The sequence below is a fragment of the Allobosea sp. 47.2.35 genome, from assembly GCF_024655635.1.
GTDB lineage: Bacteria > Pseudomonadota > Alphaproteobacteria > Rhizobiales > Beijerinckiaceae > Allobosea.
Genome location: NZ_JANLGI010000012.1, coordinates 14368 through 39642, shown reverse-complemented (window position 1 = coordinate 39642; position 25275 = coordinate 14368). Strand labels below are relative to the sequence as shown.

At 67.5% G+C, this 25275-nt stretch carries 22 protein-coding genes; 13 read left to right on the top strand and 9 right to left on the bottom strand.

Going from position 1 to position 25275, the window contains the following annotated elements; genetic code table 11:
- Positions 1–109: 109 nt before the first annotated feature.
- Entirely contained in the window at positions 110–1261 is a 1152-nt protein-coding gene (locus NUV79_RS15615) for an amidohydrolase (protein WP_374679279.1), read from the top strand.
- Between the two features lie 3 nt (positions 1262–1264).
- Here NUV79_RS15615 and NUV79_RS15610 read toward each other — a convergent pair whose 3' ends face one another.
- The 3 genes from NUV79_RS15610 to uxaC form a co-directional block, all read right to left on the bottom strand.
- Positions 1265–2092: a transporter substrate-binding domain-containing protein gene (locus NUV79_RS15610; RefSeq protein ID WP_257734019.1), complete on the bottom strand. Its 828-nt coding sequence runs from the start codon at positions 2090–2092 to the stop codon at positions 1265–1267.
- A gap of 83 nt (positions 2093–2175) precedes the next feature.
- Positions 2176–3645: a mannitol dehydrogenase family protein gene (locus tag NUV79_RS15605; RefSeq protein ID WP_257734018.1), complete on the bottom strand. Its 1470-nt coding sequence runs from the start codon at positions 3643–3645 to the stop codon at positions 2176–2178.
- Positions 3642–5045 (bottom strand): glucuronate isomerase, encoded by a 1404-nt coding sequence (gene uxaC, locus NUV79_RS15600; RefSeq protein WP_257734017.1) that lies wholly within the window; start codon positions 5043–5045, stop codon positions 3642–3644. The genes NUV79_RS15605 and uxaC overlap by 4 nt, the downstream gene beginning before the upstream one ends.
- Positions 5046–5223: 178 nt before the next feature.
- On the opposite strand from uxaC, the gene NUV79_RS15595 reads away from it, so the two are divergent.
- The 3 genes from NUV79_RS15595 to NUV79_RS15585 are packed head-to-tail and all read left to right on the top strand — an operon-like array spanning position 5224 to position 8541.
- On the top strand, positions 5224–6714 hold the full coding sequence (locus NUV79_RS15595) for an ABC transporter substrate-binding protein (protein ID WP_257734016.1): 1491 nt from the start codon (positions 5224–5226) through the stop codon (positions 6712–6714).
- Between the two features lie 25 nt (positions 6715–6739).
- On the top strand, positions 6740–7684 hold the full coding sequence (locus NUV79_RS15590) for an ABC transporter permease (RefSeq protein ID WP_257734015.1): 945 nt from the start codon (positions 6740–6742) through the stop codon (positions 7682–7684).
- Positions 7681–8541, top strand: a complete 861-nt coding sequence (locus NUV79_RS15585) for an ABC transporter permease (RefSeq protein WP_257734014.1) — start codon at positions 7681–7683, stop codon at positions 8539–8541. The genes NUV79_RS15590 and NUV79_RS15585 overlap by 4 nt, the downstream gene beginning before the upstream one ends.
- A 5-nt stretch (positions 8542–8546) precedes the next feature.
- On the opposite strand, the gene NUV79_RS15580 is transcribed toward NUV79_RS15585, so the two are convergent.
- Positions 8547–9107 carry a DUF4337 domain-containing protein gene (locus tag NUV79_RS15580; protein ID WP_257734013.1) on the bottom strand — a complete coding sequence of 187 codons (561 nt, stop codon included), beginning with the start codon at positions 9105–9107 and terminating at the stop codon, positions 8547–8549.
- A 125-nt stretch (positions 9108–9232) separates the two neighbouring features.
- Positions 9233–10159, bottom strand: a complete 927-nt coding sequence (locus NUV79_RS15575) for a tyrosine recombinase XerC (protein WP_308218209.1) — start codon at positions 10157–10159, stop codon at positions 9233–9235.
- 59 nt (positions 10160–10218) lie between these two features.
- Here NUV79_RS15575 and NUV79_RS15570 point away from each other — a divergent pair, with 59 nt between their 5' ends.
- The 6 genes from NUV79_RS15570 to NUV79_RS15545 all read left to right on the top strand — a co-directional run bounded on the left by NUV79_RS15570 (position 10219) and on the right by NUV79_RS15545 (position 17790).
- Complete coding sequence (locus NUV79_RS15570; RefSeq protein WP_257734012.1) at positions 10219–12402, top strand: primosomal protein N'; 2184 nt, start codon at positions 10219–10221, stop codon at positions 12400–12402.
- Between the two features lie 209 nt (positions 12403–12611).
- Positions 12612–13181 carry a F0F1 ATP synthase subunit delta gene (locus NUV79_RS15565; protein ID WP_257734011.1) on the top strand — a complete coding sequence of 190 codons (570 nt, stop codon included), beginning with the start codon at positions 12612–12614 and terminating at the stop codon, positions 13179–13181.
- Positions 13181–14713 carry a F0F1 ATP synthase subunit alpha gene (gene atpA / locus NUV79_RS15560; RefSeq protein WP_257734010.1) on the top strand — a complete coding sequence of 511 codons (1533 nt, stop codon included), beginning with the start codon at positions 13181–13183 and terminating at the stop codon, positions 14711–14713. Before NUV79_RS15565 ends, atpA begins: the two co-directional genes overlap by 1 nt.
- Before the next feature lie 103 nt (positions 14714–14816).
- The gene (locus NUV79_RS15555) at positions 14817–15686 is read left to right on the top strand and encodes a F0F1 ATP synthase subunit gamma (protein WP_257734009.1); all 870 of its coding nucleotides are present in this window, start codon (positions 14817–14819) and stop codon (positions 15684–15686) included.
- 74 nt (positions 15687–15760) lie between these two features.
- Positions 15761–17245 carry a F0F1 ATP synthase subunit beta gene (gene atpD / locus NUV79_RS15550; protein WP_257734008.1) on the top strand — a complete coding sequence of 495 codons (1485 nt, stop codon included), beginning with the start codon at positions 15761–15763 and terminating at the stop codon, positions 17243–17245.
- A gap of 131 nt (positions 17246–17376) precedes the next feature.
- Positions 17377–17790 carry a F0F1 ATP synthase subunit epsilon gene (locus NUV79_RS15545; RefSeq protein WP_257734007.1) on the top strand — a complete coding sequence of 138 codons (414 nt, stop codon included), beginning with the start codon at positions 17377–17379 and terminating at the stop codon, positions 17788–17790.
- Between the two features lie 70 nt (positions 17791–17860).
- Here NUV79_RS15545 and NUV79_RS15540 read toward each other — a convergent pair whose 3' ends face one another.
- A complete protein-coding gene (locus NUV79_RS15540) occupies positions 17861–18355 on the bottom strand; it encodes an RNA pyrophosphohydrolase (RefSeq protein ID WP_257734006.1) in 495 nt (164 codons plus the stop codon).
- Positions 18356–18401: 46 nt separating this feature from the next.
- A complete protein-coding gene (locus tag NUV79_RS15535) occupies positions 18402–18707 on the bottom strand; it encodes an ArsR/SmtB family transcription factor (RefSeq protein ID WP_257734005.1) in 306 nt (101 codons plus the stop codon).
- A 92-nt stretch (positions 18708–18799) separates the two neighbouring features.
- On the opposite strand from NUV79_RS15535, the gene NUV79_RS15530 reads away from it, so the two are divergent.
- The 3 genes from NUV79_RS15530 (at position 18800) to NUV79_RS15520 (ending at position 22930) form a co-directional block, all read left to right on the top strand.
- The gene (locus NUV79_RS15530) at positions 18800–19900 is read left to right on the top strand and encodes an NADH:flavin oxidoreductase/NADH oxidase (protein ID WP_257734004.1); all 1101 of its coding nucleotides are present in this window, start codon (positions 18800–18802) and stop codon (positions 19898–19900) included.
- 255 nt (positions 19901–20155) lie between these two features.
- Positions 20156–21217 (top strand): ABC transporter substrate-binding protein, encoded by a 1062-nt coding sequence (locus NUV79_RS15525; RefSeq protein ID WP_257734003.1) that lies wholly within the window; start codon positions 20156–20158, stop codon positions 21215–21217.
- A gap of 96 nt (positions 21218–21313) precedes the next feature.
- A complete protein-coding gene (locus NUV79_RS15520) occupies positions 21314–22930 on the top strand; it encodes an AMP-binding protein (RefSeq protein WP_257734123.1) in 1617 nt (538 codons plus the stop codon).
- Here NUV79_RS15520 and NUV79_RS15515 read toward each other — a convergent pair.
- Both NUV79_RS15515 and NUV79_RS15510 read right to left on the bottom strand, forming a co-directional pair.
- Entirely contained in the window at positions 22899–24050 is a 1152-nt protein-coding gene (locus NUV79_RS15515) for a GNAT family N-acetyltransferase (protein WP_257734002.1), read from the bottom strand. The two genes, NUV79_RS15520 and NUV79_RS15515, sit on opposite strands and share 32 nt — an antisense overlap.
- Before the next feature lie 109 nt (positions 24051–24159).
- Positions 24160–25263 carry a CobW family GTP-binding protein gene (locus NUV79_RS15510; protein ID WP_257734001.1) on the bottom strand — a complete coding sequence of 368 codons (1104 nt, stop codon included), beginning with the start codon at positions 25261–25263 and terminating at the stop codon, positions 24160–24162.
- Between the last annotated feature and the right edge of the window lie 12 nt (positions 25264–25275).

Here is a 25275-nt window from a genome sequence, read left to right as displayed (position 1 = left end):
GCAAACGAGGGTGCGGCCCTCGCGCAAAGCGCCTTGCCGGCTCGGCATGACCGTATAGGGTCTGCCTCGCCTTTTTCCAGTTCGACGACGCCTTGAAAGGATGCCCGCCTTGGACCGCGACCTGCTCGACAAGCTGACCGCCTGGCGACGCCATCTCCACGCCCATCCCGAACTCGGGCGCGAGGAGAAGATGACCAGTGCCTTCGTGCAGGAGAAGCTGACCGAACTCGGCGTGCCTTTCGTCGCCAATGTCGGCGGTTACGGTGTGGTCGCGACGCTGAGGAAGGGCTCGTCCGAGCGTACCGTGGGCTTACGCGCTGACATGGACGCGCTGCCGATCCAGGAGGTCAACGATCTCCCCTACAAGTCGAAGACGCCCAATGTGATGCATGCCTGCGGCCATGATGGGCACACCACCTCGCTGCTCGGCGCAGCGGCGCTGCTCAAGGCCGATGACGGCTGGAGCGGCACGGTGCAGTTCGTCTTCCAGCCGGCGGAAGAGGGCACGGGCGGCGCGCTCGCCATGCTCGCGGACGGCGTTCTGGAGCGTTTCCCGATGGAGCGCGTCTTCGCGCTGCATAACTGGCCGGGGCTCGCGGCCGGCACCGTCGCCGTGCATCGCGGCCCGGTGATGTCCGAGCCCGGCCGCTTCAAGATCACGCTGACGGGCAAGGCTGGCCACGCGGCGCTGCCGGAACAGACCCATGACCCGATCGTCGCGATGGGGCATCTGATCGTCGCCTTGCAAACCATCGTCTCGCGCAATGTCGACCCAATGGAATCGGCGGTGGTCTCGATCGGTCAGGTCCATGGCGGACTTGCCTCCAACCAGATACCGACCAATGTCTTCATCGAGGGCACGTTCCGCACCTTCGTTCCGGCCGTGCGCGACCGTTTGCTGGCGCGTCTCAAGGGCATTGCCGAGAACATCGCCGCGACCTTCGAGATGACGGCCGCGGTCGAGTTCACCTATGGCGTCGCTACGATCAACACGCCTGCGGAAGAGGACATGGCCGCCGCTGCCGGCGAGGCCGCCGGCCTGCCCGTCCGGCGCGACATGAAGGCGAGCACGACCGGCGAGGATTTCGCCTATTTCCTGGAGAAGCGTCCCGGTTGCTACATCTGGATGGGCAACGGCCCCTCGGTGAATGGCGGCGACCTGCACAACGATCGCTACAACTTCAATGACGAGATCCTGCCGGCAGCGTCCGGCTGGCTCGCGGCGGTGGCGAAGCAGGCGCTGGCCAGCAACGCGCCCTGACGGTCAATAAGGACTGACCGGAAAAAAGCGCAGATAGAGACGGGCATAGGTGCCGTCGTCCCAGAGGCCCTGCAGCGCATAATCGATCGCGCGCTTCAGGGCGGGCTCGTCCTTGCGCAGCAGGAAGGCGACACCCTCGCCGAAATAGCGGCTTTCCAGGTAGGGGCCGCCCGAGAAGGCGAATTCGCCGCCGCTGCCGGCAAGCGCCAGCGACAGGGCCACGCCATCGCCGAAGACATATTCCGCCTCGCCGCTGCGAAGCGCCGCGATCGCGGCATTCAGATTGGCGCTTTCGCGACGCTGCACGAAGGGCATGAGCCGTTCGAGGAAGGCGAGATGCGCCGTGCCGGAGACAACCGCGACGCGCCGTCCCTGAAGAGCCGCACCGTCGAGCGCTACACGAGCGTTGCCGCGCGTGGTGATGAAGCGCGCCGGGGCACGGAAATAGAGATGGCTCGCGGCGAAGCGTTCACGCAGGGCCGGCGTCAGGTTCATCGCGGCGGCGAGCACGTCGCCACGGCCTTCGGCCAGCGAGTCGGTCAGCGTATCGAAGCGGCGCGGCTGGATCGTGCAGGTCCAGGCCAGCTTCTCGCAAGTCGCGCGGGCGAGCTCGACCGAGAAGCCGGTCAATGCACCGTCCGGCCCGGCGAAATGGAAGGGCGGGTAATCGTCATCGGCGAGGAAGCGCACGACGCGCGGCGGGCCGGGCTCCGGCCGGTCGAGCCGGATGCGCGGGTCCCAGAGATTGGGGATGGCGATGCGCGGCGGCTCCTGCGCCAGGGCCGTGGCGGCGGTAAGGAGCGAGATTGCAAGGGTGAGCGCGCGAAGCATCGCGCCTATGTGGCGTGGGATGCGGATACGGATCAAGACCTTGCCGCCATGCTCGGGCTTGTCGCGAGCATGGCGGGATAGTTTCAGCCCAAGCTCGCCGCCGTCGCCTTCGCGCCCTTGTCGAGGAGTGAGGCGAGGTGAGCGGTCAGCGGTTTTGTAAACCGAAGGTCGCCCGGCAGGTCGGTTCCGAAGATCGCCTCGATGCCCGTGAGCGCCTCGACCAGCGCCCTGGCATCGCGTCCAGCAGTTTCCGCGCGGCGCTTCAGCTCCGTGACCAGCGGATCACGGACATCGATGGCACTGCCCTTTTCGTCGGTGCCGGTGACGTAGCGCATCCAGGCGGCGACCCCGAGCGCGAGGTGGTCGATTGGGGCTCCCGCCTTCAGCCGCTTGCGGATCGTGCCGAGCAGGCGCTGCGGCAGCTTCTGCGAGCCGTCCATGGCAATCTGCCAGGTGCGGTGGCGGATCGCCGGGTTCTGGAAGCGGGTGAGCAGCGCCTTGGCGTAGTCCGCCAACACGACGCCCTGCGGGGCCGGCACGGTCGGGATGATCTCGGCCCAGAGCCCTTCGAGGAAGCGGGCGAGGACGGGATCGCCACTGGCCTCGGCCACCGTCTCATGGCCGGCGAGATAGCCGAGATAGGCGAGCGAGGAATGCGCGCCGTTGAGCATGCGCAGCTTCATGAACTCGAAAGGCGCGACCTCCGAGACCATCTGGGTGCCGACTTCGTGCCAATCCGGGCGGCCGTTGGCGAAGACGTCCTCGATCGCCCATTGCCGGAAGGGCTCGCCGATGACCGGAGCGGCATCCTCGACGCCGATCAGCCGGGCCACCTCGGCGATATCGGCATCGGTCGTGGCAGGGACGATCCGGTCGACCATCGTCGCCGGGAAGGCGCCGTTGGCCTCGATCCAGGCGGCGAGCTTGTCATCGGTGAGCGCCGCGAAATCGCGGACGAGGCCGCGCAGGACATGGCCGTTGGACGGGAGGTTGTCGCAGCAGAGCGCGGTGAACGGCCCGAGGCCCGCATCGCGGCGGGCCTTCAGCCCGGCGACGAGGATGCCGACGGCCGAGCGCGGCGCGAGCGGATTGGCGAGATCATGGACGATATCGGGATGGTCGGCCTTGAGCCTGCCGGTCGCCGGATCGTGGCAATAGCCCTTCTCGGTGACGGTGAGCGAGACGATGCGGGTCTCGGGTGCTGCCAGCCTCGCGATGAGTGCTGAGGGGCTTTCGGGCGCGACGAGGACGTCGAGCACCGAGCCAATCACGCGCAATTCCGGCCCGGTCGGGGCGAGCTTGAGCAGTGTGTAGAGCCCGTCCTGCGGCTGCAGCCGGTCGCGCTGGTCGGGGCGCTGGAGGCTGGCGCCGACGATGCCCCAGGCACTGAGCCGCTTCTCCAGCGCGTCCTCGGTATACTCGGCGAGGTGGCCACGGGCGAAGGCGCCGAGGCCGAGATGGACGATGCCGGGCTTGAGTGCGGCGCGGTCATAGGTCGGGCGGCGGACCGAGGCCGGCAGGCCGGCGAGGCTGGAAGCGGAGAGGCGGGTCACAGCTTGTAGGCCTCCTTGGCGAGGCGATAGGCGAGGTCATAGGCGACCTCGGCGGCCTCATCCTCCTCCAGCCGGTGCTCGGCCACGAGCTTGGCGAGATAGGCGCAGTCGACGCGCCGCGCGACATCGTGGCGAGCGGGGATCGAGAGATAGGCGCGGGTGTCGTCGTTGAAGCCGACGGTGTTGTAGAAGCCGGCTGTTTCCGTCGTCAGCTCACGGAAGCGCAGCATGGCCTCGGGCGCATCGAGGAACCACCAGCCTGGTCCGAGCCGCAGCGCCGGGTAGTGACCGGCCAGTGGGGCGAGTTCGCGCGAATAGGCGGTTTCATCGAGCGTGAAGGCGATGACGGTGAGGTTCGGCTCATTGCCGACAGCGTCGAGCAGCGGCTTCAGCGCTTCCACGTAATTGGTCTCGGTCGGAATATCGCAGCCCATGTCGCGGCCGAAATGCTCGAATAGCGCGGCATTGTGGTTGCGATGGGAGCCGGGATGGATCTGCAGGACGAGCCCGTCATCGAGGCTCATCTTGGCCATCTCCGTCAGCATCTGGCCGCGGAACAGGTCGGCGTCCTTGGCCGAGACCTTGCCCTTCAGGATCTTGGCATAGAGCTTCTCGGCCTCCGCATCCGAAAGATTGGCGGTGCGGGCCGTGGCATGGCCATGGTCGGAGGAGGTGGCGCCGCGCTCCTTGAAATAGGCGCGCCGCTTGCGATGGGCGGCGAGATAGCCGGTCCAGCTGCCGATATCCTCGCCCGTCAGTTCGCCGAATTTCTCGAGATTGTCGGCAAAGCCTTCGAATTCCGGATCGACGACGCTGTCAGGGCGATAGGCCGTGACGACCTTGCCGTCCCAGCCGGAATTGTGGGCCATGTCGTGCCAGCGCAGATCGTCCAGCGCGCCCTCGGTCGTGCTGATCGCCTCGATGTTGAAGCGCTTGAACAGGGCGCGCGGGCGCAGCTCCGGCTCTTCCAGTTTCGCGGCGATCCTGTCGTAGATCTTGTCGGCATTCTCAGGCGTCAAGCGTTCGTTGATGCCGAAGACGGTCGAGGTCGCGTGCTCGAACCAGAGCCGCGTCGGCGTACCCCGGAACAGGTGCCAGTGATCGGCGAAGAGCTTCCAGACCTTGCGCGGATCGGTCTCGACCTCCCCACCATCCTTTCTGTTGATGCCGAGCTCTTCCAGCCGGACGCCCTGCGAATAGAGCATGCGGAAGATGTAGTGGTCCGGCTTGACGAAGAGGGTCGCCGGATCGGGAAAGGCGTTGTCCTCGGCATACCAGCGCGGATCGGTATGGCCGTGCGGCGAGATGATCGGCAGGTCACGGACCGTGGCGAAGAGCCGGCGCGCGATGCCGCGCGTCACCGGATCGGCGGGAAAGAGGCGATCATCGTGCAGCAGCATGGGCATCTCCATCGGTCGCACCGATCTCTAGAGCCGGGCGCGGCAGGGGTCAATCGCCTGGTATACTAGTGCGCCAGACGAGGGCTTTTGCCCAACGGGGATTGCGGTGCGGGCGGGCTTGCGCTCGCCGCGTTTCCCGCGCCATCTTCGCGCCGCAACGAGCATCGGAGCGATGGACATGACGACGCGGCGTGAACTCCTGGCAGGGGCGGGACTGGCAGCGCTGGCGGCGCAGCTCCCCATCGTCGCGCTGGCCCAGGCGAAGGACAGCGTCACCATCGCCCAGACGCTGGAGCCGCCGACGCTGGACCCGACCTCCGGCGCCGCGCAGGCGATCCGCGAGGTGACGCTGCAGAATATCTTCGAGGGGTTGGTCAAGATCGACCGCACCGGCAAGCTGCAGCCCTGCCTTGCCGAGAGCTGGCAGATCGCCGACGACAACGTCACCTACCGCTTCAAGCTGCGGCAGGGCGCGAAGTTCCACGACGACACGCCGTTCACCTCCGAGCAGGTGAAGTTCTCGTTCGAGCGCGCGGTCGCGACCGACTCAACCAATGCCCAGCGCCAGCTCTTCACGCCTATCGCCGAGATCACGACGCCGGACCCGGCAACCGTGGTGATCAAGCTGAAGCAGCCGACGGCGAATTTCCTCTTCGGTCTTGCCTGGGGCGATGCGGTGATCGTGGCGCCGGCCACGGCCGCCAATAACAAGACCAACCCGGTTGGCACCGGCCCGTTCAAGTTCGTGCGCTGGAACCGCGGCGACCGGCTCGAGCTCGCCCGCAACGACGGCTACTGGGGCGAGAAGCCGGCGCTGGCCAAGGCGACCTTCCGCTTCATGTCCGATCCGCAGGCGCAGGTCGCGGCGCTGCGGGCCGGCGATGTCGACGCCCATACCAATCTCTCGGCGCCGGAGGCCGTGCCGCAGCTCAAGGCCGATGCCAAGCTGAAGGTCACGATCGGCGGCACCGAGGGCGAGACGGTGCTCGGCACCAACAACGCCAAGCCGCCCTTCGACAACCTCAAGGTCCGGCAGGCCATCGCGCATGCGCTTGACCGCAAGACCATCGCGCTCGGCGTTTACGGCTTCGACGTCAACCTGATCGGCAGCCATTTCTCGCCGCTGCATCCGGCCTATGTCGACCTGACCGGCACGTACCCTTATGATCCCGCCAAGGCCAAGGCGCTGCTCAAGGAGGCCGGCTTCCCGAACGGCTTCAATTGCACGCTGAAGCTGCCACCGCCCTCCTATGCCCGCCGCTCCGGCGAGATCGTCGCGGCGCTGCTCGCGCAGGTCGGCATCAACGCGGCGATCGAGCCGCTGGAATTCCCGCAATGGCTGGAGCGTGTCTTCCGCAACAAGGATTACGACCTCAGCATCATCGCCCATACCGAGCCGCTCGACATCGATATCTACGCGCGCGACACCTACTACTTCCAGTACAAGAACCCCGAGTTCAACGCGCTGATGGCAAAGATCGCGGTGACCTTGCCGGAAGCGGAGCGCTACGCGCTCTACAAGCAGGCGCAGGAGAAGCTGGCGCGCGATGCGGTCAACGGCTTCCTGTTCATCCTGCCGAAGATCACGGTCGCGAATGCCGCGCTGGAGGGCATGTGGACCGACTGGCCGCTGCCGGTGACGCCGCTGGCGGAACTGCGCTGGCGGTGAGGCAGCCGGCAGACGGCGGCACGCCATGATCGGCTACATCCTGCGCCGGCTCGTCGCGCTGGGCCTGACCCTGCTCGCGGCGGCGCTGGTGATCTTCGTCGTGCTCGAAATCCTGCCGGGCGATCCGGCAGCGGTGACGCTCGGCCTGAACGCCGCGCCCGAGGCGCTCGCGGCGCTCCGGGCCGAGATGGGGCTCGACAAGCCGGCGGTGCTGCGGTTCTTCATCTGGCTCGGGGGGCTCGTCACCGGCGATCTCGGCCAGAGCTACACCTACCGCGTGCCGGTGCTTCAGCTCATCACCGAGCGCATGGCGGTGACCTTGCCGCTCGCGCTGATGGCGATCGCATTGGCCACGGCGATCGGCATCCCGCTTGGCATGCTCGCGGCTTCGCGCCATGGCCGGCTGGCCGATGCCGGCGTCATGGCCTTCGCGCAGGCCGGGCTCGCCATCCCGAATTTCTGGTTCGGCCTTCTGCTCGTGCTCGTCTTCGCAGTCGGGCTCGGTTGGCTACCGGCTGGCGGCTTCCCGGGTTGGCAGGCGGGGATCGGCGTTTCGCTGAAGGCGCTTCTCATGCCGGCACTGGCGCTCGCCCTGCCGCAGGCGGCGATCATCGCGCGGGTGACACGCTCCTCGATGCTCGACACATTGCAGGAGGATTTCGTCCGCACCGCCCGCGCCAAGGGGCTGAGCGAGGGCACGACGATGCGCCGGCATGCGTTGCGCAATGCGTTGATCCCGGTCGTCACCATCCTTGGGCTTCAGTTCTCGGTGCTGATCGCCGGCGCCATCATCATCGAGAACGTTTTCGCCCTGCCGGGGCTGGGCCGACTCGTCTTCCAGGCCATCGCCCAGCACGACCTGATCGTGGTCAAGGACCTCGTCATGCTCTTCGCCGGGCTGGCGATCCTGATCAATTTCGCGGTCGAACTGCTCTACGGGCTGATCGATCCGCGCCTGAGGCAGTCATGAGCGCGGCTCAGGACAAGGCACCGGGCGGCAAGCGGCGCTGGTGGCTCGCGCCGTCCTTCGTGATCGGCGCGGTGCTGGCTGCGCTCGTCATCGCGGCAGCGCTGGTTTCCTATGTCTGGACGCCCTACCAGCCGACGCAGATGATGATCCTGAACCGGCTGAGGGGGCCTTCCGCCACGAACTGGTTCGGCACCGATCAATTCGGCCGCGACGTGTTCTCGATGATCATGGTCGGCGCGCGCAATTCGTTGGCGGTCGGCTTGGGCGCGGTCGGCATTGGCATGGTCGCGGGGACGGCGCTGGGGCTCGTGGCCTCGGTCCGTCGCGACGGCGTCCTCGACCACATCATCATGCGCACGGCCGATTTCACCCATGCCTTCCCGGCCGTGCTGACGGCGATCATGATGACCGCGATCGTCGGGCCCGGCATGCTCAACGCGGTCGTCGCCATCGCCGTGCTGAACCTGCCCTATTTCGCGCGGCTAGCGCGCGGCGCGGCGCTGCAAGTCTGGGCGCAGGATTTCATCCAGGCGGCGCGAGCGGCCGGCTTGAACAACCGGCAGATCACGCTGCGCCATGTCCTGCCGAACATCGCCGGCGTCCTGGTCGTGCAGGCGACGATCCAGTTCGCGCTTGCTGTGCTGGCCGAGGCGGGGCTGTCCTATCTCGGGCTCGGCACCCAGCCGCCGAACCCGTCCTGGGGCCGGATGCTCAACGAGGCGCAGACCTTCATGGCGGCGCAGCCCTGGCTCGCGATCTTCCCGGGCGCCGCGATCGCCTTGACCGTGCTCGGCTTCAACCTGCTCGGCGATGGCCTGCGCGACGCGGTCGATCCGCGCCTGCGCCGGGCCCGGTAAGGCCGTCAGAACAGGGCGGTCGGTGCGAACTGGGCCAGCGCCATCAGCGCGATGCCGGCGAGACCGAGCAGGCCACCGGTCGCGGCGAGCAGGCCGACACCGGTGATGATCGCGGCCGACGAGATGACGATGGCGATCTGGATCAGGCCCGACGCGATGTCGAACTTGTCGTCGCGGGCGGCGGCGATGTCGCGCTGTGCCTCGGCCGCCTTGGCGCGGGCGGCGAGTTCCTTGCGGCCCTCCTGGGTCTCCGGCTCGGAATCGTAGCGCGCGACGGTCTGCCTCCAGCTCTCGATACGCTTGGTCAGGCGCTGCCGGGCGGCCTCGTCGGTGACCCCGGCGAGCTCGACTTCCAGCGCCTCGGCGGCGGTGCGCACGGTCGTGCCGCGAATCGTCTTGGCCTGGAAGAAGGCCCAGAGATTGGAGGCCTCGATATTCTTCGCGACGGCCTCCTGCTCGGCATTCTTGCCGCCGATCTCGGAGAAGGCGAGCGTGAGCGCCAGCAGCGCGATCAGCAGCGCGACGCGCTTGTTGCCGCCCTGGGGTGTTTCGACGGGATCAGACACGAATCACCTCTCAAGGCCACGGTGGCGGCGCTGTTTAAGGCTTTCCGTTCGGGCAGCAAGAGGGCACGATTCGGCTCTGGCATCGGCCTTTCCGAAAACCGCGTTCCGCTATTCCGGCCGATGCTCTAGCGCCCGGCGCGCGGATGGGCGGCGTCATAGGCCGCCATCAGGCGCGCCGAATCGATGCGGGTATAGATCTGCGTCGTCGAGAGCGAGGCGTGGCCGAGCAGCTCCTGGATCGCGCGGAGATCGCCGCCGCGGCCCAGCAAATGCGTCGCGAAGGAATGGCGCAGGGAATGCGGCGTGGCCGAGGAAGGCAGACCGAGCGCGCCGCGCAGGCCCTCGACCGCGAGCTGGATGATGCGGGGCGAGAGCGGGCCGCCCTTGGCGCCGACGAAAAGCGAGCCTTCCGGCGGCAGGCGCCAGGGGCAGAGCTTGAGATACTCGGCGATGGCCGCGATCACGACGGGGAGCACCGGCACCATCCGGGTCTTGCTGCCCTTGCCGATGACGGTGAGCGTGTCGCCGGCCTGAAGCGGGGCCTGGGCGCGGGTGAGCGAGAGCGCCTCCGAGATGCGCAAGCCGCTGCCATAGAGCAGGCCGAGCACGGCGGCGTCGCGGGCGAGGATCCATTGCTCACGTTCCTCGCCGGCGCGGGTATCGGCCTGGGTGACGGCGCGGGCGGCTGAGGGTTCGAGCGGGCGCGGCAGCGACTTGCCGAGGCGCGGGCCACGCGTCGCGGCGAAGGCGGCGGCAGTGAGCTTGCCCTGGCGCTCGCCGAAGCGTGCGAAGGAGCGCAGCGCCGCGAGCTGGCGCATGAGGGTGCGGTTTCCGACATTGTCGCGCCGGCGCTGGCCGAGGAAGGCGCGCAGGTCGACGGGCTTGAGAGCGGCGATGTCGCCAAGCGAGGGCGCGCCGCCGAGATGCCCGGTCAGGAAGGCGTGGAACTGGCCGAGATCGCGCGCATAGGCCTCCAGCGTCTTCGGCGAGAGGCGCCGCTCGGTCGCGAGGTGCGAAAGCCAGTTCTGCCTGAAGGAGTCGAAGTCGGTCATCGTCGCAGCATGGCGCTCCTGCCTTAACACCAGCCGAATCGGTGCTAGACACTGGCGCGATGGATGAGACGGCGGACATGATCGAAGGCGGCACGGTCGATGTGCTGATCCCGCTCGGGCTCGATCAGGCCTATAGCTATGCCGTGCCGGCCGGGCTCGTCCTCAAGCCCGGGGATGTCGTGCAGGTGCCGCTCGGGCTGCGCGAGACGGTCGGCGTCGTCTGGGATGTCGGCTCCGGGCGCGGCGGCAACCTCAAGAAGGTCACGGAAAAATACGACATGCCGCCGCTCGATCCGGCGCTGCGCAAGCTCGTCGACTGGGTCGCCTGGTACACGCTGGCGCCGAAAGGCTCGGTGCTGGCGCTGGCCTTGCGCCGGCAACCCGATGACACGCCGGAGCGGCCGAAGCTCGGCGTCAAGCTCGCTGGCCCGCCTCCTGGCCGCATGACGCCGGCACGGGCGCGGGCCATCGCAGCGGCCGAGGGCGGATTGCTGATTGGCAAATCGGCGCTGGCTGAGGCGGCCTCGGTCAGCGCGGCCGTGATCGATTCCCTCGTCGATGCCGGCACGTTCGTCGTCGAGCCCTTGCCGCGCGAGGCGATCGCGGCCTTGCCCGATCCCGATCATGCCGTGCCGGAACTGTCGGAGGGGCAGGCGGAGGTCGCGCAGGCGCTGGTGCAGTCTGTCCAGGCGAAGGCCTTCGGCGTCTCGCTGCTCGAAGGCGTCACTGGCTCCGGCAAGACGGAGGTCTATTTCGAGGCCGTTGCCGAGGCGATCCGGCTTGGCCGCCAGAGCCTGATCCTGATGCCCGAGATCGCGCTGACCGCGCAGTTCATCGACCGGTTCGAGGCGCGTTTCGGCGTCAGGCCGGGCCTCTGGCATTCGGCCGTGACCGGCCGCAAGCGCGAGCGGCTGCAGGCGGCGATCGCATCGGGCGAGGCAAAGGTCGTGGCCGGTGCCCGCTCGGCCCTGTTCCTGCCCTATAGCGATCTCGGCCTCATCGTCGTCGATGAGGAGCATGAGAGCGCCTACAAACAGGAGGACGGCGTCTCCTACCATGCCCGCGACATGGCGGTGGTACGGGGGCGGATCGAGAATGCGCCGGTCGTGCTCGCTTCCGCGACGCCCTCGCTGGAGACCCGCGTCAATGCCGAGCGTGGGCGCTACGCCCATCTCAGGCTGCCGGAGCGTTTCGGCGGGCGTGAGTTGCCGCAGCTCGGCCTCGTCGATCTGCGCCGCGACAAGCCGGAGCGCGGGCGCTGGCTCTCGGGCGCGCTGATCAAGGCGGTCGAGGCCAATCTGGAGGCGAAGGAGCAATCGCTGCTCTTCCTCAACCGGCGCGGCTATGCGCCGCTGACGCTGTGCCGCGATTGCGGCCATCGCTTTCAGTGCCCGAACTGCTCGGCCTGGCTGGTCGATCATCGCTTCCGCCGGGCGCTGGTCTGCCATCATTGCGGCCATGTCGAGCGCAGGCCGTATGAATGCCCGGCCTGCCACAAGCCTGAGAGCCTGATCGCCTGCGGACCGGGGGTGGAGCGGCTCGCCGAGGAGGTCGCGACGCTTTTTCCACAGGCGCGTTCGATCGTGCTCTCCAGCGATTTTCCGGGCGGGACCGAACGATTGAAGGCGGAGCTGATGGCCGTGGCGGAGGGCGAGTTCGACATCGTCATCGGCACACAACTCGTCGCCAAGGGCCATAATTTCCCGGGGATGACGCTGGTCGGGGTGATCGATGCCGATCTCGGCCTGACCTCCGGCGATCCGCGCGCGGCGGAGCGGACCTTCCAGGCGCTCAGGCAGGTCACGGGGCGCGCGGGACGGGGCGAGAAGCCGGGGCGCGCCCTGCTTCAGACGCATGATCCCGAGCATCCCGTGCTGAAAGCCCTGATCTCGGGCGATCCGGAGCGGTTTTATGCCGCAGAGGAGGCGTCGCGGGAGGCGGCGGGCCTGCCGCCTTTTGGGCGATTGGCGGCGCTGATCGTCTCCGCCAGCAGTCAGGCCGAGGCGGAAAGCCATGCGCGGTCGCTGGCCCGATGTGCTGACGCCGGCGACGGAATCATGGTGCTGGGGCCTGCGGAAGCGCCTCTGGCGGTGCTGCGCGGGCGCCATCGCATGCGCCTGATCGTCAAGACGACGCGGGAGATCAACCTGCAGGATTACCTGCGCGGCTGGCTGAAACGGGCGCCCCGGCCCAAGGGCTCGGTCCGGGTTGCGGTCGATGTCGATCCGCAAAGCTTCCTTTGAACGGCTGAAAGGCGCGGCAAAATCGCCGCTTATGAAGGGCAATCAGCGATTGCGCGGCCCGGAACCACATGCTAGTGCACCGCCACATTTCGGTCGCGAAGTCGTCTTGCCGGCTTCGCGCCTATGATACTCGCAGCGCCGGAACCATGCACTCCACCTTCGCCTCAGAAGGTCGCCGGTGTGGTTCCTTGAAACGAGAGACGGGAAGCGTGGCTGAAGGCGGATCGCAGGGGACATTGGTGTCGGGCGTAGCTCAGCGCTATGCCACCGCTCTGTTCGAGCTGGCTGAGGAGGCGGGTGCGATCGACACCGTCGCGGCCGCTCTGGATAGCTTCAACGGCCTGCTCGCCGAGAGCGAGGATCTCCGTCGCCTGATCGAGAGCCCGGCCTTCACCGCCGAGGAGCAGGTCGCGGCGATCAAGGCCGTGCTCGAGAAAGCCGGCATTGCTGGCCTCGCCGCCAATTTCATCGGCTTCGTCGCCAGCAAGCGCCGCCTCTTCGCGCTGCCGGGCATGATCGCCGGCTACAAGCGTCTGGTCGCCGAGGCCAAGGGCATCGTCTCCGCCGAGGTGACGGTCGCCGAGGAGCCCACGGCCAAGCGCGTCGACGAGATCCGCGCGGCGCTGAAGGGCGTCGCCGGCAAGGATGTCGATGTCTCGATCAAGATCGATCCGGCCCTGATCGGCGGGCTCATCGTCAAGATGGGCTCCCGCATGGTCGACGCCTCGCTGAAAACCAAACTCAACTCAATTCGTCTTGCCATGAAAGAGGTCGGCTGATGGACATCCGCCCCGCTGAAATCTCCGCCATCCTGAAGGCTCAGATCTCGAATTTCGGCTCGGAAGCTTCGGTCACCGAAGTCGGCCAGGTTCTCTCCGTCGGTGACGGCATCGCCCGCGTCTACGGCCTCGACAAGGTCCAGGCCGGTGAGATGGTCGAGTTCGAGTCCGGCGTGCGCGGCATGGCGCTCAACCTCGAGAGCGACAATGTCGGCGTCGTGATCTTCGGTTCCGACCGCGACATCAAGGAAGGCCAGACCGTCAAGCGCACCGGCGCCATCGTCGACGTTCCCGTCGGCAAGGAGCTGCTCGGCCGCGTCGTCGATGCTCTCGGCAACCCGATCGACGGCAAGGGCCCGATCAAGGCCAAGGCCCGCGCCCGCGTCGACGTCAAGGCGCCCGGCATCATCCCGCGCAAGTCGGTGCACGAGCCGATGGCGACTGGCCTCAAGGCGGTCGACGCCCTGATCCCGATCGGCCGTGGCCAGCGCGAGCTGATCATCGGCGACCGCCAGACCGGCAAGACCGCCGTGGCGCTCGACACGATCCTGAACCAGAAGCCGCTGAACGTCGAAGGCGCCCCTGAGAGCCAGAAGCTCTACTGCGTCTACGTCGCCGTCGGCCAGAAGCGTTCGACCGTCGCCCAGCTCGTGAAGGTGCTCGAAGAGCGCGGCGCGCTCGAGTACTCGATCGTCGTGGCGGCCACTGCCTCCGACCCAGCCCCGATGCAGTTCCTGGCGCCGTTCGCCGGCTGCTCGATGGGCGAGTTCTTCCGCGACAACGGCATGCACGCCGTCATCATCTATGACGACCTCTCCAAGCAGGCCGTCGCCTACCGCCAGATGTCGCTGCTGCTGCGCCGTCCGCCGGGCCGCGAGGCCTATCCGGGCGACGTGTTCTATCTCCACTCCCGCCTGCTCGAGCGCGCGGCGAAGATGGGTGAGGCCGCCGGCCTCGGCTCGCTGACGGCTCTGCCGGTCATCGAGACGCAGGCGAACGACGTGTCCGCCTACATCCCGACCAACGTGATCTCGATCACCGACGGCCAGATCTTCCTCGAGACGGACCTGTTCTACCAGGGCATCCGTCCGGCGGTGAACGTCGGCCTCTCGGTGTCGCGCGTCGGTTCGTCGGCGCAGACCAAGGCCACCAAGAAGGTCGCCGGCAAGATCAAGGGCGAGCTCGCCCAGTATCGCGAGATGGCTGCCTTCGCCCAGTTCGGTTCGGACCTCGACGCGGTCACGCAGCGCCTGCTCAACCGCGGCGCCCGCCTGACCGAGCTCCTGAAGCAGCCGCAGTTCTCGCCGCTGAAGATGGAAGAGCAGGTCGTCGTGATCTATGCTGGCGTGAACGGCTATCTCGACGCGCTGCCGGTCAGCAAGGTTCGCGCCTTCGAGGACGGCCTGCTCTCGCTGGTCCGCGGCAAGCATGCCGACATGCTCAACGAGATCGGCTCGTCCAAGGACCTGTCGGACGCCAACGCCGCCAAGCTCAAGGACATCGTCGCGGGCTTCGCGAAGTCCTTCGCCTGATCATCATTGCCGGCGCGGTGAGGCATCTGCCCCCGCCGCGTCGCTTCTCTGAATTGCTTCGTCGCCGCAGACAGGCGGCTGACGGGTAGGGGATCAAGATCGGATGCCGTCCCTTAAGGACCTACGCAATCGCATCGCTTCGGTGAAGTCGACGCAGAAGATCACCAAGGCCATGCAGATGGTCGCGGCTGCGAAGCTGCGCCGGGCGCAGACGGCTGCCGAGGCCGCGCGCCCCTATGCCGAGCGCATGGAGACGGTGCTGTCGAACCTCGCTTCCGGCGTGTCCGGCTCGAGCGCGCCGCGCCTGATCGCAGGCACGGGCTCCGACAAGGTGCATCTGCTGCTGGTGCTGACCGCCGAGCGCGGCCTGTGCGGCGCCTTCAACTCCTCGATCGCGCGCCTCGCCCGCGACAAGGCGAATGCGCTGAAGGCCGAGGGCAAGACGGTCAAGATCATCTGCGTCGGCAAGAAGGGCTACGATATCCTGCGTCGCCAGTTCGCCGCGGAGATCATCGAATTCATCGATCTGCGCGAATTCAAGCAGGTCGGCTTCGCCAATGCGGAGGCGATCGCCCAGAACGTGCTGGCCCGCTTCGGCAATGGCGAGTTCGACGTCGCGACGCTGTTCTTCTCGCGCTTCCGCTCGGTGATCGCCCAGATCCCGACCGCGCAGCGCATCATCCCGGCCGAAATCCCGGAAGGGACGAAGCAGACCGACGCCGTCTACGATTACGAGCCGGACGAGGGCGAGATCCTGGAAGCGCTGCTGCCGCGCAACCTGACCGTCCAGATCCTGCGCGGACTGCTTGAGAACGCCGCTTCCGAACAGGGCGCGCGCATGTCGGCGATGGACTCCGCCACGCGCAATGCCGGCGAGATGATCAAGAAGCAGACGCAGATCTACAACCGCTCGCGCCAGGCGATGATCACGAAGGAACTGATCGAGATCATCTCCGGCGCGGAAGCGCTCTAACCGCCTAATCTTCGCCGGTGGCGCAAGCCGCCGGCTGCCGTCACATCCGAATGCGCTAGTCCCGAGGTTCCGCCATGGCCAAAGCCGCTACCAAGACCACCAAGAAGACCGCCGAGAAGCCCGCCAACACCGGCACCGGCCGCGTTGCCCAGGTCATCGGTGCCGTCGTCGACGTGCAGTTCGACGGCGCCCTGCCGGAGATTCTGAACGCGCTCGAGACCGACAACCTCGGCAATCGCCTTGTCCTCGAGGTCGCCCAGCATCTCGGCGAGAACACCGTCCGCACCATCGCGATGGACTCGACCGAAGGTCTGGTTCGCGGCCAGTCGGTCACCGATACCGGTGCCCCGATCGCGGTTCCGGTCGGCGACGAGACGCTCGGCCGCATCATGAACGTCATCGGCGAGCCGGTCGACGAAGCCGGTCCGATCCTGACCTCCGCCACCCGCGGCATCCACCAGCCGGCCCCGGCCTATTCCGAGCAGTCCACCGAGGCGCAGATTCTCGTCACCGGCATCAAGGTCGTCGACCTGCTGGCTCCCTACGCCAAGGGCGGCAAGGTTGGCCTGTTCGGCGGCGCCGGCGTCGGCAAGACCGTGCTGATCATGGAGCTGATCAACAACGTCGCGAAGGCCCACGGCGGCTACTCCGTGTTCGCCGGCGTCGGCGAGCGCACCCGTGAGGGCAACGATCTCTATCACGAGATGATCGAGTCCAACGTCAACAAGAACCCCAAGGAGAACAACGGTTCGACCGCTGGCTCCAAGTGCGCGCTGGTCTACGGCCAGATGAACGAGCCCCCGGGCGCCCGCATGCGCGTCGCTCTCGCCGGCCTGACCATCGCCGAGGACTTCCGCGACAAGGGCCAGGACGTTCTGTTCTTCGTCGACAACATCTTCCGTTTCACGCAGGCCGGCTCGGAAGTGTCCGCGCTGCTCGGCCGCATTCCTTCGGCGGTGGGCTATCAGCCGACGCTCGCCACCGACATGGGCAACCTGCAGGAGCGCATCACCACCACGAACAAGGGCTCGATCACCTCGGTGCAGGCGATCTACGTCCCGGCGGACGACCTGACCGACCCGGCGCCCGCGACCTCGTTCGCTCACTTGGACGCCCGTACGGTGCTGTCGCGTTCGATCGCGGAAAAGGGCATCTACCCGGCGGTCGACCCGCTCGACTCGACCTCGCGCATGCTCTCGGCCGATATCGTCGGCGAGGAGCACTACGCTGTCGCCACCGCGGTCCAGCAGACCCTCCAGCGCTACAAGTCGCTGCAGGACATCATCGCGATCCTGGGCATGGACGAACTCTCGGAAGACGACAAGCTGACCGTGGCGCGCGCCCGCAAGATCGAGCGCTTCATGTCGCAGCCGTTCTTCGTCGCGGAAGTCTTCACCGGTTCGCCGGGCAAGCTCGTCCCGCTCGAGGACACGATCAAGGGCTTCAAGGGCCTGGTCGAGGGCAAGTACGACCACCTGCCGGAAGCGGCCTTCTACATGGTCGGCTCGATCGACGAAGCCGTCGAGAAGGCACAGCGCCTGGCCGCCGAGGCCGCGTAAGCTTCGCGCATTCTTCCTTTCGGGCGGCTTAGGCCGCCCGGAACCATGCCCGGCATGGATTGTTGACACATCTGGCTTGGCCCCCGACGTCGTCCGGCGATCGGGGTGACGTCGGAGGAAAAAAACAGGCGATGGCCACCTTCAAGTTCGAACTCGTCTCGCCGGAGCGCATCCTGTTCTCGGGCGACGTCGTCAGCGTCATCGTCCCCTCCGTCGAGGGTGAGATGACCGTGCTCGCGGGTCACGCGCCGCTCGTCGCGACGCTCAAGGCCGGTGTCGTCTTCGTCCAGACGACCGAGAGCAACGGCAAGGAATTCTTCATCAATGGCGGCCTCGTCGAGGTCAACCAGGCTTCGACGACGATCCTGGCCGAGCAGGGCCGCTTTATCGAGGATGTCGATACCGCCGTGCTCGACGCCGAGATCCTGACTGCCGAGACCCGTCTCGCCGGCTCGCATAATGACGACGAGAAGAAGCGCCTGCACGACACGCTGGTGCAGCTGCGCGAGTTCAAGCACGTCTTCGAGCAGCGCAAGGCGGCGTGATTCCGCTCTTCAGCTTCGGAATGCGAAAGGGTCGCGCGAGCGGCCCTTTTTCGTTTCTGAAACGGGATGGTCAGGCCGCCGCGAAACCCGCGAAGGCCTGTGCCACCTTCTCGTAGACCGGCCGTTTGAACGGCACGACCAGGCCCGGCATCGCGGCCAGTGGGTGCCAGCGCCATTCGCTGAACTCCGGCAGCTCGTCGCCATTGGGCTTGCCGATATCCATCGCGCTTTCGTCGCCGGTGAAGCGGAAGGCCACCCAGCGCTGGCGCTGGCCGCGGAAGGCGGCGAGCTTGTGCCAGGGCCCGTCATAGGGCGGGAAATCGTAGCTCCACCATTCATCGGTCACGGCGAGCAGCTCGGCCTGCGTGACGCCGGTTTCCTCCTCCAGCTCGCGGCGCGCGGCAGCGACGATGTCCTCGTCCGGGTCGATGCCGCCTTGCGGCATCTGCCATTCGAAGCCGGGCAGGACGATCTCGGGGCCGGCGCTGTGCGAGCGGCCGGCGAAGACGTGGCCCTGCGCATTGAACAGGGCGATGCCGACATTGGGACGGTAGGGGAGGCTCATGGCACGAGCATAGGGCGGCGTTGCGTGAAGCGGAACCGGCGGAAGCTCAATCGTTCAATTTGGGCACGACGCAGGCGAGCAGTCCGGGGAAGCGCTGCTCGATATCGTCGCGGCGAAGCGCGTTCATCCGCGTCACGCCCTCATTGCGGGTACGGATCAGGCCGGCCTCGCGCAGCACGCGGAAATGGTGGGAGACGCTCGACTTTGGCCGGTCGCCCTCCAGCGCCTGGCAGCTCTGCTCACCTTCGACCGCGAGCCGGCGCACGACTTCAAGCCGGAACGGGTCGCTCAGCGCGTGGAAGACGTCTTCGAGCGCGATTTCTTCGGAGGCGGGCAGGCGGGCATGACGCATGAGCTTCAGTCTATCACAGGGTTTTGAACTTGCCAAAGTTCGAAAAATATCGAACTATCGAAACATAGAAATCCACTGCGCGGAGCCGCACCATGCCTGGTCTGTTCGATCCCTTCAGCCTGAAGGACGTCACCCTTCGCAATCGCATCGTCGCCTCGCCGATGTGCCAGTACATGGCGCAGGACGGCGTCGCCAATGAATGGCACCGGGCGCATCTCGCCGGGCTGGCGCGCGGCGGCACCGGGCTGGTGGTGATCGAGGCGACCGGCGTCTCTCCGGAAGGGCGGATCACGCCCGGTTGCCTAGGGCTCTGGAATGACGGGCAGGCAGAGGCGCTCGCGCCGATCGTCGCCGAGATGCGCAAGGCCGGTGCGGTCACAGGCATCCAGATCGGCCATGCCGGGCGCAAGGCCAGCGCCAACCTGCCTTGGGAGGGCGACGACCATATCCCGGCCAATGACGCGCGCGGCTGGGAGACGCTCGCGCCGTCGGCGGTGGCGCATGGCGGCGGGCTGCCGCGCGTGCCGCGCGCGATGACCACGGCCGATATCGAGCGCGTGCGCAACGATTTCGTCGCCGCGGCCGAGCGCGCCCGCGATATCGGGATCGAATGGCTCAAGCTGCATTTCGCCCATGGCTATCTCGCGCAGAACTTCCTCTCGCCGCACGCCAACAAGCGCGACGATTCCTATGGTGGCAGCTTCGAGAACCGCAGCCGCTTCCTGATCGAAACGCTGGCGGCCGTCCGCAAGGTCTGGCCGGAGAACCGGCCGCTCTCGGCCCGGCTCGGCGTGATCGAATATGATGGCCGCGACGAGGAGACGCTGGCCGAAGCGATCGAATTGGTGAAGCGCTTCAAGGCCGAGGGGCTCGATTTCATCGATGTCAGCGTCGGCTTCTCGACCACAGAGGCGAAGATCCCGTGGGGCCCGGCATTCCTGGGCCCGGTTGCCGAGCGGGTGCGACGCGAGACTGGCCTGCCGGCCTCGACGAGTTGGTATATCAGCAAGCCCGAGCAGGCCGACGCACTGGTACGCGAAGGCAAGGTCGATCTGGTGACGCTGGGCCGGCCGCTGCTGGCCGATCCGCACTGGCCCTATGCGGCGGCACAGGCGCTTGGCGTGGAGAACCCGGCCTGGGCGACCCTGCCGGCGCCCTATGCGCATTGGCTGGCGCGTTACCGCGCCGCCTGAGGCGTTTCCCCCGAAATTGAGGTGATGCGACGAGGGGCCTTTCGGCCCCTCGTTCGTTTGCAGGAGGGAACAGGGTCGACCGGCTGCCAGAATGGTGCGGGTATTTTTCTTGCAGGATGGAGCAAGGACCGGCCGCAATCTGAAATCGTGACGGAACTTCCGTCATGTTGACGGCATTTCAACATTTTATGATGTCAGGAAGGCTGGAGCACGGACATGCCGTGCCCCAGACAGCATGGCGCCCGGAGGCCAGACATGCCGATCGCTTCGCTCTTCCGTTCCTCGATGCTGTGCCGACGCGGGTTCGGGCAGCTGGCGGTGGGAGCCGTGGCGGCCTGTGTCGGGGGCGTCGGCACGGCACGCGCGCAGGGCACCACGCCTGTCCGCTTCGCGCTGGACCGGCGCTTCGATGCGCTGACGGCGCCGTTCCTCGCGGCGCAGGACAAAGGCTATTTCGGCACCGAGGGCCTCGATGTCGTGATCGAGCCGGGCAATGGCGCGCGCGCCATGCTGCAGCGGCTGGCATCGGGTGCGCAGGATGCCGGTTTCGGCGACATCAACGCGCTGATCCGCTTCCGCGACGAGAACCCGAGTTCCGATCTCAAGGCGGTGATGATCGTTCATGACCGGCCGGGCTACGCCCTGATCGGCCGCAAGAGCCGGGGCATCACCACCGCACCGACGAGCCTCGAAGGCCGCAAGCTCGGCACCGCGAGCATCGATGCCAGCTTCGCGCAGTGGCCGCTGTTCAAGAACCTCAACAAGATCGACGACAGCAAGATCAGGATCGAGACCATCGGCCTGCCGGTGCGCGAGCCGATGCTGGCCTCCGGCGAGATCGATGCGCTCTTCGCCTTCGGTCCCTCCACCGCCGTTTCCCTGAAGGCGCGCGGCGTGCCGGGCGACGATATCGTGCTGATGGAAATGGCCGAGCATGGTCTCGTGCTCTATGGCAGCGCGGTGATCGTCTCCGGCAAGCTCCTCGCGAGCAAGCCGGATGCGGTGCGCGGGCTGGTGCGCGCCGTGATGCGGGGCATCCGCGACGTCGCCGTCAATCCGGGCGCCGGTGCGCAGTTCGTCCTGCGCCGCAACGAGAGCGCCCAGGCCGATGTCGAGCGCGACAAGCTCGCCGCCGTGATCGAGCGCAACGTGCTGACTCCCTATGTCCGGGCTCACGGGCTGGGTGGTATCGACCGCGAGCGCTGGACGCAGGCGCTGGGCCAGCTCGCTCTGGCGGGTGCGTTCCGCGACAAGGCGCGGGCGGGCGACGCCTTCACCGACGCTTACCTTCCGCCTGCCAGCGAACGCATGTTCTGAGCGCATCGTTACGCTGGGAGATGATACGCAAGACGTGGGTGACAGGGGGGAACGGCCTGCCTATCGTGCCGCGCCTCCCATCGGACATCTATTTTGATCCTGCCAGACCTGACCGATTACGCCGCGCTGCGCGAGGGCTTCCGCTGGCGCATTCCGGATCGCTACAACATCGCCGTCGATGTCTGCGACCGCTGGGCTGCCGCCGAGCCGGGCCGTCCTGCCATTATCGAGGTCTCCACGGATTGGCAGGTGAGTCCGGTCAGCTTCGGCTGGCTGCGCGAGCATTCGAACCGCCTGGCCAATGCGTTGCGTGCGCGCGGCATCGGTCGGGGCGACCGCATCGCCATCCTGCTGCCGCAGGGGCGGGCGGTGCTGACGGCGCATCTCGCGGCCTACAAGCTCGGTGCTATCGCCGTGCCGCTGGCGGCCTTGTTCGGGGTCGATGCGCTGGCCTACCGCCTGACCGATTCCGGCGCCAAGGTCGTGGTGACCAATGCCGGCGGGCTGACGAAGCTCGGCCAGATCACGCAGCCGTTGCCGGAGCTCGCCCTGCGCATCTCGACCGACGGCGCCGATGGCGCGGTCGAAGGCTGGGATGCCCTGCTGGCCGAGGGCAGCCCGGATTTCGCCCCGGTCGAGACGACGCCGGACGATCCCGCGTTGATGATCTACACCTCGGGGACGACAGGCAATCCGAAGGGCGCGCTGCACGGTCATCGCGTGTTGCCCGGTCATCTGCCGGGCGTGCAGATGCCGCATGAATTCATGCCGCGGCCGGGCGATCTCGCCTGGACGCCGGCCGACTGGGCCTGGGCCGGTGGCCTGCTCAACATGCTGCTGCCGGCGCTGCATTTCGGCGTCGCGGTGGTGGCGCGGCCGGTGACGCGGTTCGAGCCGGAGGAGGCCTATCGGCTGATCCAGGATCTCGGCATCCGCAACGCCTTCGTGCCGCCGACCGCGCTCAGGATGATGCGCGGCGCGGGCAGCCCGCAGGGGCGCTGGAACCTGAACCTGCGCACCGTCGCCGCGGCGGGTGAGGCGCTGGGCGCCGAGACCCTGGAATGGGGGCGCGAGGCGCTCGGGCTGACCATCAATGAGGCCTATGGCCAGACCGAGTGCAATCTCGTGCTCGCTTCCAGTGCGGCGATCGGCGTCAGCCGCCCCGGCACCATCGGCAAAGCGGTGCCCGGCCATGAGGTCGCGATCATCCGGCCGGACGGCTCGGTCTGCGCCGCCGGTGAGGAGGGCCAGATCGCGGTGCGCCGGCCCGACCCGGTGATGTTCCTGGAATACTGGCGCAATCCGGAGGCGACGGCGGCGAAATTCGTCGGCGACTGGATGACAACCGGCGACGAAGGCGTCGAGGACGAGGACGGCTATGTCCGCTTCATTGGCCGCGATGACGACGTCATCACCTCGTCCGGCTATCGTATCGGGCCGGGCGAGATCGAGGATTGCCTGCTGCGGCATCCGGCGGTGGCGCTGGCGGCGGCGGTGGGCAAGCCCGACCCGCTGCGCACCGAGATCGTCAAGGCCTTCGTCGTGCTGAAACCCGGCCATGGCGGTTCCAAGGCCCTGGTCTCGGAGCTTCAGAGCTTCGTGCGGGCGCGGCTGTCGGCCCATGAATATCCGCGCGAGATCGCCTTCCGTGACGAGCTGCCGCTGACAACGACAGGCAAGATCATCCGTCGATTGCTGCGGGCCGAGGCCTGAACAGCGCGCGGGCCAGGCGCTCGCGCATGTGAATGGCGAGATCGGCAGGCCGGCGCGGACGCTGCTGCGGGCGCCGGGTCAGGGTGATCGTGCCGAAAGCCTCGTCGCGGGCGCCGAACAGCGGCAGGCCGCCGGGCAGGAGGATCTGCCGGGAAGGCTGCGCCTTGCGCATCATGGCGAGCAGCATCGGCAAGGGCTCAAGCTCGGCATAGGCCTCGTCGCCGACGCCATGATAGAGCCAGCAGGAAGCGCCCTTTCCAAGGGTGAGCGCGGCGGCGATCGGTCTCTCTTCCAGTACGAGTACAGCGATGCGGCAGAGCTTCTGCCGGCCGAGATCGCGGCTCATGCTGCGCAGGAAGCCGGCTTCGCGGGTGTCCTGCAACGTCGCCTTGCCGGCCCGGCCGCGCGAGCCGGAGGCCTCGATCGCCAGCAGGATCTCGACGGCATCGCGCCGGTCGGCCTGGTTCGTGGCCTCGGCGAGGACGAGGCGGCCTCTGTCACGCATGGTTTCGTCGGAGGTGGCGATGCGGGCGGTCGGCGGCAGTTCGAGCCTGCGGCCGACGAGCGGCTGCCAGCCGATCGCCACGCCATGGCCCGCGGCGACGCGCGACAGCGTCGCGGCGAAGGCGCCGGCGGGGTCGATGCCGCGCAAGGCGAACGCTGCGGCGGCATGACTGAGCCCACGCCAGCCGCGCAGAAAGGCGGCGAGCGCGGGTGCGGCGAAGGTGCGGTCGATCAGCGGCGTGCCGTTCAGAAGGCGCGGATCGGCGAAGCCTTCCAGCGTATCGGGCGCAAGGAGGCGGCGGCGCGTCCGGCAAGGAACGAGCCCGACGAGGCGGCGCCGCTCCGAGCCCGGGTGACCCTGCCAGAGCAGCATCAGCTCGGCATCGCGGAAGGACACGAGATGCTGCGCGGCGGCCAGCGCGAAGCCGGGCTCGAGGCAGGGATTGGCTTCGAGTGCACGGCTCGCAAGGTCAGCCCATTCGGGACGGATGGAATCGCAGGCGCCGAGCGCTCTCAACTCGCTATAGATCGCTGCGTCGGGATGGGGAGGTGGCAGGTTCGGCAGGGCCGCCGCCGCGCTGCCTTCGGTCGCCGCCAGAGCTCTGATCGTGCTCATCCGCCCGTACCCTTCCTGGATCGTTCCGGCGCATGGCTGTGCCGGAATGACAAGGCGCGCAGGCGCGCCCTGTGGCTCGCAGGACGGGGATCAAGAAACGGGCCAGAACTCAGGCGGTTTGCGGCTGCGCCGTTGCCTGTCCGAGGAAGGCCGACCAGAGCTTGCGCACCGTGCCTTCCTCGACATCCCTGACGATCAGGACGAGGCGGGAGCGGCGGTCCGAATCCGGCCAGGCTTCGAGCTGGATCGGCGGATGCAGGATCTGCTGGACGGCATGGACGAGCAGGGGCCGGCCGGGCTCGCCGGCGATGTCCACCAACCCCTTCAGCCGCAGTAGGCGCGGGCCGTGGATGGAGCGCAGCAGGGTCCAGAACAGGTCGAAGGTGGTGCGCGCGACCGGCTGCTCCGCCGTCAGGACGAAGGCGCGGATCGAGGCGTCATGGCGGTTGACGTCATGCGGGTCCTGCCCATGGGCGTGATCGTGTCCGTGGTGGTGGTGATCGCCGTGGTGGTGGTGATGATGATGATGGCCGGGCAGGGTGTCTTCGGCCAACCAGTGACGCAGGGTATGCGGCTGCTTTGCGAGATCGTAGAGCCCGGCGTCGATCAGGTCGGCGGCAGGTATGTCCGGCGGCAGGACCGCGACGCCCGGATTGAGGCCGTCGAGGCGTTGGCGAAGGGCGGCCACGTTTTCCGCAGCCGTGAGTTCGGCTTTGGTCAGGACCAGCCTGTCGGCGGCGACGACCTGCCGGCGGGCCTCCTCATGGGCGTCCAGGGTCGCCATGCCGTTGACGGCATCGACCAGCGTCACGACGCCATCGAGCCGGAAGCGCATGGCGAGATAGGGATGATTGATCAGGACGTTGAGGATCGGCGCGGGGTCGGCGAGACCGGTGGTCTCGATGACGAGGCGCGAGAAAGGAGCGATGCGGCCGTTGTCGCGGCCGCGCAGCAAATCTTCCAGCGTGACGATGAGGTCGTCGCGGATGGTGCAGCAGAGGCAGCCGGATTCGAGGAGGATCATGTTCTCCTCGATGCCCTCGATCATCAGGTGGTCGAGGCCGATCTCACCGAACTCGTTGACGAGCACCAGCGTGCCGGCGAGCGCCGGGTCCTTGAGCAGGCGGTTCAGCAAGGTGGTCTTGCCGGCGCCGAGAAAGCCGGTCAGCAGGGTCAGCGGAACGGGCTGTGGGCGGGCAGGGTCGCCGGTCATGGATCACAGGGC